The sequence below is a fragment of the Stenotrophomonas sp. UBA7606 genome, from assembly GCF_002477705.1.
In the GTDB taxonomy this organism is placed as follows: Bacteria; Pseudomonadota; Gammaproteobacteria; order Xanthomonadales; family Xanthomonadaceae; genus Stenotrophomonas.
Genome location: NZ_DLJW01000043.1, coordinates 14,883 through 32,769 on the forward strand (window position 1 = coordinate 14,883; position 17,887 = coordinate 32,769).

General features: G+C 63.3%; 8 protein-coding genes. 4 read left to right on the forward strand and 4 right to left on the reverse strand.

Annotated features, from left to right (window positions below; all coding sequences use genetic code 11):
* Positions 1-312: 312 nt before the first annotated feature.
* From B2527_RS06060 to msuE, 3 genes are all read right to left on the reverse strand, one after another.
* Positions 313-1,341, reverse strand: a complete 1,029-nt coding sequence (locus tag B2527_RS06060; protein WP_293706635.1) for a methionine synthase — start codon at positions 1,339-1,341, stop codon at positions 313-315.
* Positions 1,342-1,374: 33 nt separating this feature from the next.
* Positions 1,375-2,358, reverse strand: a complete 984-nt coding sequence (locus B2527_RS06065; protein WP_293706636.1) for a DUF1852 domain-containing protein — start codon at positions 2,356-2,358, stop codon at positions 1,375-1,377.
* Positions 2,359-2,431: 73 nt separating this feature from the next.
* The gene (gene msuE, locus B2527_RS06070; protein WP_293706637.1) at positions 2,432-3,022 is read right to left on the reverse strand and encodes an FMN reductase; all 591 of its coding nucleotides are present in this window, start codon (positions 3,020-3,022) and stop codon (positions 2,432-2,434) included.
* 113 nt (positions 3,023-3,135) lie between these two features.
* On the opposite strand from msuE, the gene B2527_RS06075 reads away from it, so the two are divergent.
* Positions 3,136-4,050, forward strand: coding sequence for a LysR family transcriptional regulator (locus tag B2527_RS06075; protein WP_293706638.1), 915 nt, complete (start codon positions 3,136-3,138; stop codon positions 4,048-4,050).
* A gap of 219 nt (positions 4,051-4,269) precedes the next feature.
* Here the strand turns inward: B2527_RS06075 and B2527_RS06080 are convergent, their stop codons facing one another.
* On the reverse strand, positions 4,270-5,223 hold the full coding sequence (locus B2527_RS06080) for a hydroxymethylglutaryl-CoA lyase (RefSeq protein WP_293706639.1): 954 nt from the start codon (positions 5,221-5,223) through the stop codon (positions 4,270-4,272).
* Between the two features lie 386 nt (positions 5,224-5,609).
* On the opposite strand from B2527_RS06080, the gene B2527_RS06085 reads away from it, so the two are divergent.
* The 3 genes from B2527_RS06085 (at position 5,610) to B2527_RS06095 (ending at position 17,670) form a co-directional block, all read left to right on the forward strand.
* Positions 5,610-7,022 (forward strand): PLP-dependent aminotransferase family protein, encoded by a 1,413-nt coding sequence (locus B2527_RS06085; protein WP_293706640.1) that lies wholly within the window; start codon positions 5,610-5,612, stop codon positions 7,020-7,022.
* A gap of 668 nt (positions 7,023-7,690) precedes the next feature.
* The gene (locus B2527_RS06090; protein WP_293706641.1) at positions 7,691-13,951 is read left to right on the forward strand and encodes a DUF7507 domain-containing protein; all 6,261 of its coding nucleotides are present in this window, start codon (positions 7,691-7,693) and stop codon (positions 13,949-13,951) included.
* The gene (locus B2527_RS06095) at positions 13,948-17,670 is read left to right on the forward strand and encodes a hypothetical protein (protein ID WP_293706642.1); all 3,723 of its coding nucleotides are present in this window, start codon (positions 13,948-13,950) and stop codon (positions 17,668-17,670) included. Before B2527_RS06090 ends, B2527_RS06095 begins: the two co-directional genes overlap by 4 nt.
* The last annotated feature ends 217 nt before the right edge of the window (positions 17,671-17,887 follow it).

Genomic DNA, 17,887 nt, shown 5'->3' on the forward strand with positions numbered 1-17,887 from the left:
GCTGCAGTGGATCGATGCGGTGCGCTGAAGCCGGCTGCGCAGGGCTTTCTTCGGATGCACAAAAGGCGCGCGACGCATCAGCGGCCCACAGCCGTGTAGAAGCCCGATGTGAGAGACGATCCGGGGAAAAGTGCAGGCCGCAGCAGGAAGCCGACGATCCGCTATGCGGAAGGGCACTTCACCACGTCCAGTCCCCGTCTCCTCAGGATTGGAGTTGGGTTGGGCTTGCCCACCAACCGAGGAAGGGCAGGCCCACGGCAAGGCGCAGGTCACCGATAGCTGCGCGCTCGGCACATGGGCGCTAACCTCGGATCAGGCTGACAGCTCGCGGCGGATGATTTCCGCGCCGGCACTCAGTGCATGCAACTTGCCGCGGGCGACCTGCCGTGGCAACGGCGCCATGCCGCAGTTGGTGGACGGGTAGAGCTTGTCCGCATCGACGAACTGCAATGCCTTGCGCAGGGTGGCAGCCACGTCCTCGGGCGCTTCAATGGTATTGCTTGCCACATCGATGGCACCCACCATCACCTTCTTGCCGCGCACCAGTTCGATCAGGTCGATCGGTACGTGCGAGTTCTGGCATTCCAGCGAGATGATGTCGAGGCTGGACTGCTGGAGCTTGGGGAAGGACTCCTCATACTGGCGCCATTCCGAACCCAAGGTCTTTTTCCAGTCGGTATTGGCCTTGATGCCGTAGCCGTAGCAGATGTGCACCGCGGTTTCGCACGTGAGCCCTTCGATGGCGCGCTCCAGGGTGGCTACGCCCCAGTCATTGACCTCGTCGAAGAACACGTTGAAGGCGGGTTCGTCGAACTGGATGATGTCCACCCCCGCTGCCTCCAGCTCCCTGGCCTCCTGGTTGAGAAGGGTGGCGAATTCCCAGGCCAGCTTCTCGCGGCTGCGATAGTGCGCATCGTAAAGCGTGTCGATCATGGTCATCGGGCCGGGCAGGGCCCACTTGATCGGCTGCCGGGTCTGCTGGCGCAGGAATTTGGCGTCCTCGACGAAGACCGGCTTCTGCCGGCTCACCGCGCCGACCACGGTAGGTACGCTGGCGTCATAGCGGTCGCGGATCCTCACCGTCTCGCGCTTGGTGAAATCCACGCCGTCCAGGTGCTCGATGAAGGTGGTGACAAAGTGCTGCCGGGTCTGTTCGCCGTCACTGACGATGTCGATGCCCGCGTGCTGCTGCTCGTGCAGCGCCAAACGCAGGGCATCCTGCTTGGCCTCGGTCAGTTCATCGCCCTGCAATTTCCAGGGGGACCAGAGCTTTTCCGGTTCGGCCAGCCACGCAGGCTTGGGCAGACTGCCGGCGGTGGACGTTGGCAATAGTTTTTTCATGGTGGATTGTTCGGTTCAGTTCTGTACGGTTGATCAGGCGGCGCAGTTCGCGGCCCAGTGCGTCAGCACGTCGCGGTACGGGGTGATGAAGTGCGCTTCGGTGTAGCGGCCTTGTTTGACGGCCAGCTGGCTGCGTTCCTCGCGGTCGTAGACGATCTTGGTCAGCGAGTAGTCCTGGTGCTTGAGGCTGGGCTGATAGACGCTGCCGGCGGCGGAGTTGGCGTTGTAGATCTCGGGCCGGTAGATTTTCTGGAACGTCTCCATCGTGCTGATGGTGCCGATCAGCTCCAGGTCGCTGTAGTCGCCCAGCAGGTCGCCGCAGAAGTAGAAGGCCAGCGGCGCCGCACCATTGGGCGGCATGAAGAAGCGCACCTGCATGCCCATCTTGGCGAAGTACTGGTCGGTGGAGGACAACGCGTTCTGCAGGTACTCCACGCCCAGTACCGGGTGTTCGTTGCCGGTGCGGTGGTAGGTCTTGCTGCTGGAGGCGCTGATGCAGATCACCGGCGGCTTGCCGAAGTGTTGCTTGTAGGCCGGCGAATTCATGAAGTGCTTGAACAGCTTGCCATGCAGGTCACCAAAGTCCTCGGGTGCGGCAAAGCTGGTGCGGCCATCGTTATAAGCCGGCAGCAGCACGCTGAAGTCGTAGTCACGCACATAGGAGGAGAAGTTGTTGCCGGCGATGCCGTCGATGCGGGTGTTGCTGGCGTGGTCGACGATGGTGGTTTTCAGTATTTCGATCAACGGGAAAGCCACAGCGTCTGCTTGCGGCCCAACCGACATCTCGGCGGAGATGATCTCAAGCTCGACCGAATAGCGATCGGCGCTGGGGTTGTCCCAGTGCGCAAGATTGTTGAAGCGGTTGTCGATCATCTTCAGGGTATTGCGCAGGTTCTGCTCACGGCTGCTGCCGCGTGCCAGATTGGCAAAGTTGGTGGTCAGGCGTGTGCTGTCCGATGGCTGGTAGTTCTCATCAAAGCGCAGGCGTTTGATGTGGAATTCAAAGGTGTCGTTCATCGCGGGCGGCTACCGTAGGTTCTGCGGGTGGGGAGAGCCTGCAGTGCGCTGGCTCGGGGTTAGGCCGGGTGTTTCAGGCGGCGGCAACGGCGGCGGCCGCTGCTTGTGCATGGCGTTTGAGTTCCAGCAGCGGCAGGGCACGTTGGACGGCCAGCTGGGACCGCTGGATCAGTGCTTCGTCGTGCAGGCGGTAGTCCAGGAAGTCCTTGTCGGTCGCATAGACGCCGAGCGGCAAGGTGCGGGCCTGGAAGAAACTGAAGAGTGGCCGCAGCTGGTGGTCGATCATCAAGGCGTGGCGCTCGCTGCCGCCGGTGGCCGCCAACAACACCGGGGTGTCGATCAAGGCGTTCTGGTCGACGAAATCGAAGAAGTGCTTGAACAGCCCGGTATAGGACCCGCGGTACACCGGCGTGGACACAATCAGGATGTCGGCCTGCTCCACGGCTGCAAGCTGCTGTTCCACCGCATCGGGCAACTGCGAGCGCCACAGCGCACCGGCCAGTTGCGGGGCCAGCTGGCCCAGCTCGATCAGGCGTTGCTCGCAGTGCAGTTGTTCGCCGACCAGACCGAGCAGGTGCTCGGCCAACGACACCGCCCTGGAGGGGCGCTGCATGCCGCCAGCAACGGCTACAGCGCGCAGTGGAGGATTCAAGTGCGGTTTCATTGGAAATGGATCTGCTCGTTCCCGGACCTACCGAAGTGGGAGCGATGCTAGCGGTGGTATTCCATGACGTAAAATGGTCTTATTTCACTAATCCATGAAGAATCCTCATCCATATGCTTGAGCGCATCCATCTGAGCATCGTGCAGCAGGTCGAGAAGCAGGGGTCGTTGACGGCTGCTGCCGGGGTACTGAACCTGACCCAGTCAGCGTTGAGCCACAGCATCCGCAAACTGGAGCAGCAGCTGGGCACCGAGATATGGCTGCGCGAAGGCCGAAGCCTGCGGCTGACCCAGGCTGGCCAGTACCTGCTGGCGGTGGCCAACCGGGTACTGCCACAACTGACGCTTGCCGAAGAACGCTTGGACCAGTTCGCCCAGGGCGAGCGCGGCGCGCTGCGGATCGGCATGGAATGCCACCCCTGCTACCAGTGGTTGCTGAAGGTGGTTTCTCCCTATCTGGCGGCCTGGCCTGACGTGGATGTGGACGTCCGGCAGAAGTTCCAGTTCGGCGGCATCGGTGCGCTTTTCGGCTACGAGATTGATCTGTTGGTGACGCCTGACCCGCTGTACAAGCCGGGTCTGAGCTTCGAACCGGTGTTCGACTACGAGCAGGTGCTGGTGGTGGCCAAGGGCCATTCGCTGGCATCGCAGGCCTACGTCAAGCCGCAGCAACTGACCCGCGAGGTGCTGATCAGCTACCCTGTGGACATTGAGCGCCTGGATGTCTACAGCCAGTTCCTGCTGCCTGCAGGCGTGACGCCGCGCCGCCACAAGACCATCGAGACCACCGACATCATGCTGCAGATGGTGGCCAGCGGCCGTGGTGTGGCGGCATTGCCGCGCTGGCTGGTGGAGGAGTACGCCGCCCGTATGGATGTGGTGCCGGTACGGCTGGGCGCGCGCGGGGTTGCCAAACAGATCTTTCTGGGTTCGCGCGAAGCGGACAGCGGCATTGACTACGTGCGCGCTTTCATCGAGCTCGCGCGTAGATCGGCCACCGCGATAGGCCAAGGGGCACGCCAGGCGTGAGAGGCGCTGATGCCGCGCCCGCTCCTTCGAAAGCGGGCAAGAGGATGCTGTTGTGAATGATCCGGGATACGGTGACGCGGCGCTTGCGGTAGCCCAGGTGGCTCGGGCTCCGGTGCCGCTTGGAAGTGCCGTGGTTGGGCGTTTGCGGCGCCTTCAACAGACAACGGGGTGAGCACTGCGCAGCTCCCAAAGGAGTGCGCGCTGCGCAGTGCAGGCGATTCACCCCTGCGGGTTGCCGGATGCGCTGGCCCGGTGCTTGCGGCGGGCCCGCAGGGCGCGGCCGACACGGGATTCGGTACGCCGCTCCAGCACTACGTCGATGTAGTCGGCGGCCAGCAGCAGCCCTTCCATGTCCACGCCGGTATGGATGCCAAGTTCCCCAAGCAGGTAGACAATATCCTCGGTTGCCAGGCTGCCGGCCGCCCCCGGATAGTAGGCGTTACCGCCCAGACCTGAGATGGCGGTGTCGAAGGCACGCACGCCGTGTTCAAGCGCTTCCACCATGTTGGCGATGCCAAGGCCAAAGGTGTCATGGAAGTGGCAGGCGATAACATCCATGGGAACTTCGGCCGCACAGGCACGCAGCAGCTCGCCGATGGATGCAGGTGTGCCGGTGCCGGTGGAGTCGATCAGGCAGATCTCCCGACAGCCCATGTCGTGGAACTGCTTTACCTTGCGCACCACTTCACCCGGTGCAACCGGTCCACTGAAGGGACAATCGACAATGGCCGACAATGTGGCACGTACCTGGATTCCTAACCCAAGGGCATAGCCTGATATTTCATCGGCACGACGCATGCTCTCGGCGACGCTGCAGTTGAAGTTGGCACGACAGTAGGGCTCGGCTGCCGCCGAGGAAACCGTTATGTCACGGCAGCCGGCAGTAACTGCCATTTCCAGGCCTTTCAGGTTGGGGACCATCGCCGAGCGGATGCGGTTGGCCTGGGAGCCACCCAGCAATGTGAACACTGCGGCGGTGTCTGCAAGCTGCGGCACCCAGCGTGGCGAGATGAAAGCGCCCACTTCGACCTCGCGCAGGCCCGCAATCTCAAGCAGCTCCACCAGGTTCATCCGCACAATCGGGTCGAGTGCTTTGACCTGGCTTTGCAGACCACGACGCGCCCCCACCTCGATGATGCGAACACGGTCAAGCTCCGTGCTTCTTGCGTCCATCATTGCTGCCCCCGTTTGCGCGATGCTGCCGGAACGGGAAAGCCGCTTGCGCTTGAGGCGGGCCAGTGCTCATAGGCATCGACGCGAATCGTCATGTGCACCCTGGTGGGTGCCGGCTGGTTTCCAGGCAGGTGGCTTCTGCAGATGCGGGGAGTGGGGAGGTACGCGTTCACAAGGCTTCCGTGGACAGGCTGCGAAGCGTTCACGATGACCGAGCCAAGGCGCGCTGCGATGAGCCATATCCCACGACTTACAGATACAGCTGGATAGAACAGTTGCCGAGAACACAGTCAGATTTCTCTGACGGAAAATGCTTATTTATGCTCTTACCGAGGCTGTTGGTCGGTGGATACAGTCCCTGCGGACGAACTCCCCCTGGAAACGAAATGCTCTCGGAACCGCGAAAGATCTCACTGGCCGAAAAGGTCGCCATGGATATTGGACGGCAGATATTGGCGGGGATCCTCAAGCCGGGCGACAAGCTGCCGTCGCTGCGCGAGTACGCGCGCCTGAATGGCTATTCGAAGAACACGGTCATATCGGCATTTGATCTGCTCGGTGAGCGGGCGCTGGTCGAGCCCAGGCACGGCAAGGGTTTCTTCGTGCGCGGCGTGGAAGCGCCTGCGGAACGTGAAGAGGATGAGGAGCCTGTGGGTTACAGCCGGGTAATCGATACCCTTTGGCTGATGCGGCAACAGGCCATCCGTGAGCCGGGGCGTTCGCATCTGGCCGAAGGCTTCCCGCCGGTGGATTGGCTGACCTACATGCGTCTTGACCGTTTCCATCGGCAGGTGGTGCGTTCGGTGGGGGGGCTGTTCCGCTATGGCAACCGCTATGGCTACCAGCCGTTGCGCCAGCAGCTGGTTCGGCGACTTGCCGCACATGGCATGGAGCTTGGCATCCGCCAGCTGGTGACGACCTTTGGAGCCAACCATGCGCTTGATCTGATCATTCGCCGTTATGTTGCACCTGGCGATACCGTGCTTGTCGAACAACCCGGGTATTACCCGCTATATGGCAAGCTGCAGTTGCATGGTGCCAAGCCAGTAGCGATCAATCGTCGCGCCGATGGCCCCGACCTCGTTGAGCTGGAGTTGGCCCTGCAGCAGACAAAGGCCCGGGTATTCTTCATCCAGACCACCGCCCACAACCCCACCGGTACCGATGTTGCGCCGGTGGTGGCAAAACGGGTGCTGGAGTTGGCAGCGGCATATGACGTGCTTATCGTCGAAAACGACGCCATGGCGGATTTCAAACCGAACTCCGCGTTGCGGTTGTCCTCGTTGGCGCAGTTCCGCAACACGCTGTATGTGGGCAGCTTTTCGAAGTCCGTGTCGGCGTCCCTGCGCAGTGGTTTCATCGCCGGCGAGAGCGCGCGCATCGAAGAGCTTGCCGATCTGAAAATGCTGCTGCATATCGGCAGCAGTGAGTACGGCGAGCGCGTTCTGGAAGCCATCCTGCGCGAAGGCAATTTCCTGCGCCATGTCAGTCGCCTGCAGGACCGCACCCGCGCTGCCACCGCAGAAGGCCTGGAGGTGCTGCAACGGCTGGGTGCCACGGTATTCAATGCGCCCGAACAGAGTCTGTATCTTTGGGCCAGGTTCGGTGGCATCGATGACACCCGGGCGTTGACGACGCGGTTGCTTGAGCGTGGCGTGGTGTTGGCGCCTGGTGCCTTCTTCAATCTGGACGCGGACCAGGTATCGCCCTGGACGCGGCTCAATGTTGCCTATCTATCCGACCCCTTGTTCCTGCGTAGCATGCGTGAAGAATTGGACAGGGCCACTGGCCTGGGTTGATCTGCTGCTATTGGCATCACCGTTGCGTGTGATGGTCTGAAACCATTCCGGTGGCGACTGCGCCGCCGGGCTCTCGCAGCCGACTGTGGGAGCAAGCGCCGTGCAATGCGGCGCTTCGAGTGCGTTGGGCGTGGGTATTCCCCGGTCAGCTGCCTCGGGTGAAAAATGTGCGTTGATTCACAAAATTAATATGGCATTCCCTTTCGTGAAGGGAATTTTCACGTTGTTCACGCGTGTGGACAGTCGCCGGCCGGGTTCGAAATCATTCGCACGCTCTTGAAACCGCAAGGTGTGGCGGCTTTTGCCGTGCTGGCATGCCTTCTCAGGCCGTCCATACGGCGTGCTGGAGAGTTCGGGGTGGCCTGTACATTCGTGAAGCTTTCTTCATCGTGAAAAAAATCTTCTTGGCTAGGATCCCGCCCAAAGTGTGATGCCTCGTCACTTCTGCTCTTGTTTTGTACATTCAAGTGTGGTTGTGGCGTGAAGGCCTGCGCGGACTGGGGGGACGGCAGTGCGAAGGGGAATTCCCGTTTTCGGCACCAGCAAGCACCTGTGACTCCGACCAGGCCAAGGCTATCGCCTTGGGGGTTTGTTTGCGTTCGGGATTAGCCGCTCCAGCGTAGGGGGGAGCGCTTGCATTGGGCTGGGAAAGCCCATCGGAGCTGCGTGTGTTTGCTGAGAAGTTCGTCGTCGGTTTCAACCGAGTCGCGTGCGTTGGCGTGTTGGCTATGGCGGGCCTGTTCGCTGGCTCGGTTGCACACGCGCAGAACGCGACCAACACCGTCACGCTCACCCCGCCCACGGGTGTTACCAATCCGGGCACCAGCTGCACCGACACGGACAGTGACGCAACCACGACCATAAGCTTTGCCGGCAACGTCTGCACCGCACGCGATTCGGATCCGGTTACCGCACCGAAGCTTCACATCACCAAGACTGCAAGCACTTCGCCGATGGTGGTTGGCGTAGCCGCCAGCTACACCTTGAAAGTGGATAACACTGGTACGGCAGCAACTACTGCAGTTGCGACCGTTACCGACACCATTCCGACCGGCCTGACCATCGGCACGTTGCCGGCCGGTTGCAGCGCTTCGGGCCAGACGGTGACCTGCACCATTGCTGCGGGCCTGCCCGCCACCAATGGGACCAGAAGCTTTGTCATTCCGGTGACCCCGACGGCAGCGGCAGCGGCGAGCGTGACCAATACGGCGTCCGTGACCGGTGGCGGCGACGCCACCTGTCCTGCAGAGGAGGGCTGTAGCAGTACGGTGACCACGCCGGTCAATGCGCCGAAGCTGAAAGTGGTGAAGACCGCCAGTGCGGCGAGCTTCATCGTGGGTGTGCCGGCCAGCTACATGCTGACCGTCAACAACGGCGGTACCGCAGCGACCACTGCCGCCACGGCGGTAAGCGACCCGATCCCGGCCGGCCTGACCATCGGCACGTTGCCGGCCGGTTGCAGCGCCTCGGGCCAGACGGTGACCTGCACCATTGCTGCGGGCCTGGCGGTGGGCGGCAATACCAGCTTCACCATCCCGGTGACGCCAACGGCTGCGGCCGCGGCGAATGTGACCAATACGGCGACCGTCAGTGGCGGTGGTGATGCGGCATGCCCGTCGGGCAGCGACTGCAGCAGTACGGTGACCACGCCGGTCAATGCGCCGAAGCTGAAAGTGGTGAAGACCGCCAGTGCGGCGAGCTTCATCGTGGGTGTGCCGGCCAGCTACACGCTGACCGTCAACAACGGCGGTACCGCAGCGACCACTGCCGCCACGGCGGTAAGCGACCCGATCCCGGCCGGCCTGACCATCGGCACGTTGCCGGCCGGTTGCAGCGCTTCGGGCCAGACGGTGACCTGCACCATTGCTGCGGGCCTGGCGGTGGGCGGCAATACCAGCTTCACCATCCCGGTGACGCCGACGGCTGCGGCCGCGGCGAATGTGACCAATACGGCGACCGTCAGTGGCGGTGGTGATGCGGCATGCCCCTCGGGCAGCGACTGCACCAGCACGGTGACCACGCCGGTTTCAACGCCGGCATTGGAACTCACCAAGAATGCCGTTCTGGCAGCTGATCAGTCGACCATCACCTACGGATTCAGCGTCCGCAATACCGGGGGGGCGGTCCTCAACAACGTCACGATCTCCGATCCGAAACTGCCTGGGCTCAGCTGCACTTCGATCACTGTTCTTGGTATCAATGCCACGCAGACGTTCGCGTGTACTGGCAACGTCTACAGCACAGTGGCGGCCGACTTTGACGCTGGCTCCGTAGTGAATGTGGCGACCGCCACGGGAACGCCTGCAGGCGGCACGACATCGGTTTCCGATGACAGTACGGTTACCACACCGTTGGTACCGAGCCCGTTGCTGAGCATCGCCAAGACCGCTGACAAGGCCACCTATGCCGCCGTGGGCGACGTGGTGAGTTACAGCTACCTGGTGACCAATACCGGCAATGTGACCATCAACAGCCTGTCGGTGAGCGATGACAAGATCGCCGCCGTCAGCTGCCCGGTGAGCACCCTGGCGCCGACGGCCTCGACCACCTGTACGGCCAGCTACACCATCACCCAGGCCGACCTGGATGCCGGCAGCGTGACCAACGTGGCCGCCGCCAACGGCACCCCGACCGATGGCACGCTGACGCCGCCGACCGACACGGAGACGGTGAGCTCGACGCCGAGCCCGTCGCTGAGCATCGCCAAGACCGCTGACAAGGCCACCTATGCCGCCGTGGGCGACGTGGTGAGCTACAGCTACCTGGTGACCAATACCGGCAATGTGACCATCAACAGCCTGTCGGTGAGCGATGACAAGATCGCCAGCGTCAGCTGCCCGGTGAGCACCCTGGCGCCGACGGCCTCGACCACCTGTACGGCCAGCTACACCATCACCCAGGCCGACCTGGATGCCGGCAGCGTGACCAACGTGGCCACCGCCAACGGCACCCCGACCGGTGGCACGCTGACGCCGCCGACCGATACGGAGACGGTGACCTCGACGCCGAGCCCGTCGCTGAGCATCGCCAAGACCGCTGACAAGGCCACCTATGCCGCCGTGGGCGAGGTGGTGAGCTACAGCTACCTGGTGACCAATACCGGCAATGTGACCATCAACAGCCTGTCGGTGAGCGACGACAAGATCGCCAGCGTCAGCTGCCCGGTGAGCACCCTGGCGCCGACGGCCTCGACCACCTGTACGGCCAGTTACACCATCACCCAGGCCGACCTGGATGCCGGCAGCGTGACCAACGTGGCCACCGCCAACGGCACCCCGGCCGGTGGCACGCTGACGCCGCCGACCGATACGGAGACGGTGAGCTCCACTGCTACCCCGAAGCTGACCTCGACCAAGGTGGTGACCTCGACCGGTCCGTACACCGTGGGCAGCGTGATTGCCTACAGCGTGAGCGCGACCAACGCCGGCACCGTGACCCTGGCCGACGTGGTGGTGAGCGACAGCAAGCTGAGCCCGTCGAGCACGACCTGTGCGAGCCTGGCCCCGAATGCCGTCTGCACCCTGACCGGCAACTACACCGTCGTGCAGGCCGATGTGGATGCCGGCAACGTCATCAACACCGCCGCGGTGACCACGACCACGCCGGGTGCCTGCACCATGGCCGCCGACTGTGCGCCGACGGTGACCACGCCGATCACCCAGACGCCCTCGTTGAGCATCGAAAAGAGCGCGGACAAGACCACCTATGCATCTGTTGGTGAGGTGATTACGTACACCTATCTGGTGACCAACACCGGTAACGTGACCATCAATGGCCTGTCGGTCAGTGATGACAGGATCGCCAGTGTCAGCTGCCCGGTGACCTCACTGGTCGCCGGGGCAGCCACCACCTGCAGCGCAACCTATACCGTGACTCAGGCGGATCTGGTGGCCGGCAAGGTGACCAACGTGGCTACCGCCAACGGTACCCCGACCGGTGGCACGCTGACGCCGCCGACGGACACCGTAACGGTCACCGCGCAACCGACGCAGATCGTGGCCAACGACGACACCATGGCTCCGGTCAGCGGCAGCACAGGCGGCAACACGCCGACCGTGCTGGTCAATGACACCCTGGATGGCGTGCAGGTCACCATCGGCAGCGTGACTCTGCACAGCACCGGTACCGGCAGCACCGGCACCACGCTGGGCCTGACCACGCCGCCAGCCGCGGGCAGCATCACCATGAACCCGGACGGCAGCCTGACCATCGCCCCGGGCACCACCGCAGGCACGTACACCTATACGTACGAGATCTGCGACAAGCTCAACACCGGCAACTGCGATACCGCCGTGGCAATGGTGGTGGTGGGTGTCTCGCCGATCACTGCCAACGACGACTCGGCCACCACGGCGCAGAACACGCCGGTAACGGTGTCGGTGCTGGGCAATGACATGCTTGATGGTATGCCGGCCGATCCGGCCAAGGTCACCGTCACCCAGGTCAATCCGCCGGCCAATGGCTCGGTGGTGGTGAACCCGGATGGCACCGTGACCTACACGCCGAATCCTGGCTATGCAGGTACCGATACGTTCACCTACCAGATCTGCGAGAACCTGAACCCGGCCAACTGCGCCACGGCAACGGTGACCGTCATTGTTCTGCCGAACAGCATCGAAGCCATCGACGACAGTGGCACCACCGAGCAGAACACGCCGGTGATCACGCAGGTGATCGCCAATGACACCACCTCGGGTCCGCGTCTGAATCCGGGCGCGGTGACCATCGTGACCCCGTCGTCGCACGGCACCACCATGGTCAATGCGGACGGCAGCGTGACGTACACGCCGAACCCGAACTTCTCGGGCACGGATACCTACGTCTATGAGGTCTGCGATGTATCCGCACCGGCGCCTGTCTGTGACAGGGCAACGGTGACCATCATCGTCACCCCGAATCGCATCGATGCGATTGACGATGAGGCGACCACGCAGGTTGATACGCCGGTGACGCTGACGGTGCTGGGCAATGACACCTCGGCCAAGGTGCCGCTGGATCCCGCCTCGCTGACGGTACTGACGCCGCCGGTCAACGGTACGGTCGTGTGCAGTGCAGGCAGCTGCGTGTACACGCCGAACCCGGGCTATGTGGGCAACGACAGCTTCGTGTACCGCGTGTGCGACGTTTCCGTGCCCACGCCGGTCTGCGATACCGCTACCGCCACCATCCGGATTGAAGGTGAAACCCAGGTGCGTGTGACCAAGCAGGCCAGCCCGCGTGATGTGAAGGTGGGTGACCTGGTGCGCTACACCGTCACTCTGGAAAACGTTGGCGAGTCCGATGTGGTCGACGGCACGCTGGTCGATACCCCGCCGGTCGGCTTCACCCTGGTGGTGGGCTCGCTGGAAGTGGCCGACCGCGATGGCGCTGGCCGCCTGGCAGGCAGCTTCCCGATCCGCGTGGACCAGATCGACATCGCCAAAGGTGACCGTGCCGTCGTCACCTATCTGCTGCGTGTGGGTGCCGGTGTGCGCGGTGGTCTGCACACCAACGCCGCCGAGCTGCATGACAACGGCCGCCGCATCTCCAATGTGGGCACCGCCACCGTGCAGATGGTTGCCGACCCGATGATGGACGAATCCACCTTGCTGGGTACGGTGTTCGACGACCGCGATGGTGACGGCTGGCAGGATTCTGCCGACCTGTCCGACATCCGCGTGCAGGGCGGCTTTGCCGCGGGCGCCTACATTGCCAACTCCACCACGGTGGATCGTGGCAATGGTCCGCAGGCCGAGCCGGATGCCAGCTCGCCGATGCTGCATGGCATTGCCATCGGCAAGATCGGTGGTCGCCAGTCCGATGCCGATCCGGCCCAGGCCCGTCAGGTCGTGGTGAGCCAGCTGCTGCGCTCGCTCGACTTCAACGGTGACTTCGTGCTGACCAGCAAGCAGGGCGCCACCCTGCGCATGGATGCCGCGGGCAAGACTACGGTCAGTGCCGAAGGTGGCGATGCTGCCAACGGCCTGAGCGCGGCCCTGCCCAGCGTGCAGCGCAAGGTCACCCCGGCCGAGGGCGGCTACCGCGTCGACTACATCATCCGCAACGACGGTGTGGACGAGCGTGGCATTCCGGGTGTGCGTATTGCCTCGGTGGAAGGCCTGCTGGTGGAAACCGACCAGTTCGGCCGCTACAACCTGATTGGGGTGGACGGAGGACGTGATGACCGCGGCCGCAATTTCATCCTGAAGGTGGATCCGGCCACCTTGCCGCCGGGCAGCGTGTTCACCACCAGGAACCCGCTGGTGCGCCGCATCACTCCGGGGCTGCCGGTGCGCTTCGACTTCGGCGTCAAGTTGCCGCCGGGCCTGGTGCAGGGTGAGCCCCGCGAGAAGGTGGAAATGGAACTGGGCGAGGTGATGTTTGCCCCGGCCAGCGCCGAAGTACGCAGCCAGTACCTGCCGGCCGTGGAGAAGATGGCCGAGCAGGTGCGTAGCCACGGCGGCGGTGAGGTGGTGATTGCTGCCCACGGCGAAGACGAGCTGTTGGCATTCGACCGCGCGGTGGCAGTGCGCAAGGCGCTGGTGGCGGCATTGCCGGCCGACATCGCCGCGCGCACCCAGGTGAGCCTGCGCACCAACACCGCCGACGACGGATCCATGGTGGTGGGCCTGCTGTCCTGGCCGGTGTTGGGCAATGTGTTGTTCGACACCGACAAATCCACCATCAAGCCGGAATACACCGCCTTGCTGGCTCGAATTGCCAATTACCTGGTGGAGATGGATACGCGCATCGTCAAGATCACCGGCCATGCCGACCGCCGTGCTTCCGACGCCTACAACGATGCACTGGGGATGCGTCGTGCCAAGGCGGTGTATGACGCCATCAGCGCACAGCTGCCGGCCGACCAGCGCAGCAAGGTCAATGTCGAACTCATCCCTGGCGGGCCCGACGCCTCATCTGGGCAGGCAGCCAAGGAGGTGTCGCCATGAAAATGAAATTGTTGGATTACGCGCTGCTGTGTGCACTGGCGGGCATGGCCTCTGCTGCGCAGGCGCAGGAAGCGGTTGCGACGGCACCGACCAGTGATGCCGGTGCCGCCCAGGCGGACTGTGATGCCCAGGGCTGCAACAGCGATGACGGCATGCTGTTCAAGCTGATCAGCCGGGGCAAGAAGGAAACCCTGGTACCCCAGGCCGACCCGACCTCGTCGGTGCAGCTGGCACCGGACCGTCGCGTGTCGGTGGAAGCAGAGAAGACCGACAGTGACTGGAAGCAGGATCTGCAGCCAGGGCAGGCCATCGCCATCGGCAAGTGGTCGCTGCAGTTGGCCAATGGCGGTGTGATCTGGGCGACGGAAGACCCCAATCTGGGGCAGCCTTCTTTCAGCATCTCGGCGCCGTCGCTGGTGCCGTTCGACGGCAGCCGTGTCACCAAGCCGGTGCAGTTCTACGCCTACAACAACTATTCGGCGTTCATGCAGCGCGCCGAGGTACTGGTATACCGCGCCACCGATACCGACCTGGTCGATCCGGTAGCCACGATTGACCTGCCGGTTGCCGCATCCACCACCCTGGAGTGGGACGGCAGCCTGCCGTCCGGCTACAAGCCCAAGGTGGGTGATGAGCTGGTCTACATCGTGCGTGCCTATGGTGCGGACGGTGCATTCGATGAAACCTATCCCAGCCGCCTGCAGCTGGTGCGGCCCGAGGAAGCCGAGCGCGGCGCGCAGCAGCTGCGCAATGCTGTGGAAAAGAGCAAGGGCACGGCGTTCAACACCGACGATGCCCAGCTGCAGAGCCTGGTCGACCAGAGCTTTGGTCGCGACAGCCTGCGCCAGCAGAACATCGCCATCTACGGCTCGCGCATCCGCATCCAGGGCCGCAACCTGCCCGAGCGTGCCAGCGTCAAGATCAACGGCCAGATGCAGCCGGTGGACATGGAGAGCAAGCTGGTTGCCGAATACCTGGTGCCGGTGGGCGAGCACAAGTTCGACATAGAAATCGCGGCCGGCGCAGATGCACCGGCGGTGCGCGATCAGCTGGATATCGACGTCACCGGCCGCTACATGTTTGCCGTGGCATTGGCCGACTTCACCCTGTCCGGCGGCAGTGTCTCCGGCTCGCTGGAGCCGCTGGGCAACGATGACCGCTACGAGAAGGACCTGGTGGTCGACGGCCGCCTGGCCTTCTATCTGAAGGGTAAGGTCAAGGGCAAGTACCTGGTGACGGCACAGGCCGATACCCAGGAGCGCGAAGTCAGCGAGATGTTCAAGGGCTTCTGGGACGCCGATCCGCAGGACGTGTTCCGTCGCCTGGATCCGGACCAGTACTACCCGGTGTATGGCGATGATTCCACCACCTACCGTGACGTGGACACCCAGGGCCGCCTGTACGTGCGGGTGGATTGGGACAAGAGCCAGGCGCTGTGGGGCAATTTCAATACCGGCATCACCGGTACCGAGTACGGCCAGTACTCGCGCTCCCTGTACGGCGGCGCGCTGAGCTGGCGCAGCCGTGGCACCAATCCGTGGGGCGAGGCACGCTCGGAAGTGCGCGTATTCGGCTCCGAAGCGCAGACCGCACCGGGCCACAGCGAGTTCCTCGGCACCGGCGGCAGCCTGTACTACCTGCGCCACAACGACATCCTGCCGGGCTCGGAGAAGGTGGCCATCGAGATCCGCGATGCCACCACCGGCCGTGTCGAGAAGCGCATTGACCTGCAGGCCGGTGCCGACTACCAGATCGATGATTTCCAGGGCAGGCTGATCCTGTCCGATGCGCTGTCCATCGTCACCCGCGATGGCCTGCCGCGTCTGTCGCGCGATACTCCGCTGGACGGCTACACCCAGGTGCTGCTGGTCGACTACGAATATCTGCCCACCGGCTTCAATCCGGATGAAATAACCGCCGGTGTGCGCGGCAAGCAATGGTTTGGCGATCACGTCGGGGTTGGCGTCACGTACATCGATGAGAACCGTGCTGGCGACGATTACACCCTGGCGGCGGCCGACCTCACCCTGCAGGCCGGTCGCGGCACCTACCTCAAGGTGGAGCAGGCGCGTACTGAAAGCACCAGCGCCCCGGTGTTCTATTCGGAAAATGGCGGCCTCAGCTTTGACCAGCTGAACTCCGGCCTGGGCGCCCAGCGCAAGGGCGATGCCAGTTCGGTCGAAGCCCGCGCCAACTTCAAGGAGCTGGGCTGGACGCAGCTGGATTGGTCTGCCGGTGCCTGGATGCGGCGTGTGGATGCGGGCTACTCCATTGCCCGTTACGACACCGGCGAGGAAGTGCGCGAGCGCGGCTTTGAATTCCGTGGCCAGCTCTCGCCGGCGTTCGATATCTACGGCCGCTACAGCCGTGCCGAACGTGGCGCGCAGTACCTGGAGCAGAACCAGCTCACCGGTGAGTGGCGTATCAACGATGACAACACCTTGAGCGCGGAACTGCGCCGCGTTGATGAAAGCGACATCAGCAGCCAGGGGATAGGTACCCTGGGTGCGCTGCAGTACAAGCATCGCTTCGGTACGGCCTTCGACATGTACGGCACCGCCCAGTTCACCCTGGATGATGACGGGGGCAAGTACCGCGACAACGACGCGGTGACGGTGGGCGGCAATTACCAGTTCGGCAACCTGTCCAGCGTTGGCGCCGAGGTCACCCACGGTGATCGCGGTGATGCGGCGCAGGTCAACGCTGAGTACCGGCTGACCTCTGACCACTCCATCTACGGCAACTACACTTTCACCAACGCCACCAGCAGCGATTACGACGCGCTGTTCAATCCGGTGCAGCGTGACGGTTGGACGCTGGGCCAACGCTGGCGCCTGTCCAACCAGGTGAATGTGTTCAACGAGAGCCAGTACCTGAAGGCGCGCAATGAAAGCGGCCTGGCCCATACCTTCGGCATGGATTTCTATCCGGGCGTGGGTTGGACCCTGGGCTTCCAGCTGCAGGATGCCGAGCTGGACCGTGGTACCGGCAACATCAACCGCAAGGCGGTCAGCGTCAACGGTGGCCGCACCTCGGCCGATACCCAGTGGAGCAGCAAGGTCGAGTGGCGCCGTGACTCCGGTGCCGAGCGCCGCGAGCAGTGGGTGACTACCAACAACCTGACCCACAAGTTCAACGACAGCTTGCGGATTGCCGCACGTTTCAACTACTCCGACACCGACGATGCGCTGGACCCGCTGGCCGGTGCCAGGTTCATCGAAGGCAATGTCGGCTTTGCCTACCGTCCGTTCAACAGCACCCGTTGGGGCCTGCTGGGCCGTTACACCTATCTGTACGACGTCTCCACCCTGGCCCAGGACACCAGTAGCACCTACTACGACCAGCGCAGCCAGGTGCTGTCGTTCGAAGGTGTCTACCGTCCGCTCAACCACTGGGAATTCGCACTGAAGGCGGCGCGTCGCGAAGGCGAGGTGCGCATGGGCCGCATGACCGGTGCCTGGGCGGATTCGGCGGCTACCCTGCTGGCCGCGCAGGTGCGTTACGGCATCACCACCGATTGGCATGCGCTGGCCGAGTACCGCAGTTTGAGCGTCAAGGAAGGCGGTCGCAGGCAGGGTGCACTGGTGGGTGTTGATCGTGATATCGGCCGGAATTTCCGCGTCGGTGTCGGCTACAACTTCACCGACTTCAGCGACAAGCTCACCGACTTCGATTACGACCACCGTGGTTGGTTCTTGAATGTGGTGGGCAGCTACTGACGCACGCAGGCAACACTTGCTGTGCAAGTGCGATCAACTTCACAGGAAAAACACGCGCCTCATCACATTATCGGCGGCTGAGTTCGGTTGAATCCAGGGGCGTCAGGCACGCGGATCATCACTTGGGGACTGGCTTCTGCACATGCGGTCGGTGTGCAGAAGCCAGATTTTTGATGACACGTGGTGGGGCGATGGGAATGGCGTTGCCGGGGCGGGA

What these genes read in the sequence shown, in the direction of transcription:
- B2527_RS06060 (WP_293706635.1), bottom strand. Translation starts at nt 1,341, where the DNA reads ATGAAAAAACTATTGCCAACGTCCACCGCCGGCAGTCTGCCCAAGCCT.
- B2527_RS06065 (WP_293706636.1), bottom strand. Translation starts at nt 2,358, where the DNA reads ATGAACGACACCTTTGAATTCCACATCAAACGCCTGCGCTTTGATGAG.
- msuE (WP_293706637.1), bottom strand. Translation starts at nt 3,022, where the DNA reads ATGAAACCGCACTTGAATCCTCCACTGCGCGCTGTAGCCGTTGCTGGC.
- B2527_RS06075 (WP_293706638.1), top strand. Translation starts at nt 3,136, where the DNA reads ATGCTTGAGCGCATCCATCTGAGCATCGTGCAGCAGGTCGAGAAGCAG.
- B2527_RS06080 (WP_293706639.1), bottom strand. Translation starts at nt 5,223, where the DNA reads ATGGACGCAAGAAGCACGGAGCTTGACCGTGTTCGCATCATCGAGGTG.
- B2527_RS06085 (WP_293706640.1), top strand. Translation starts at nt 5,610, where the DNA reads ATGCTCTCGGAACCGCGAAAGATCTCACTGGCCGAAAAGGTCGCCATG.
- B2527_RS06095 (WP_293706642.1), top strand. Translation starts at nt 13,948, where the DNA reads ATGAAAATGAAATTGTTGGATTACGCGCTGCTGTGTGCACTGGCGGGC.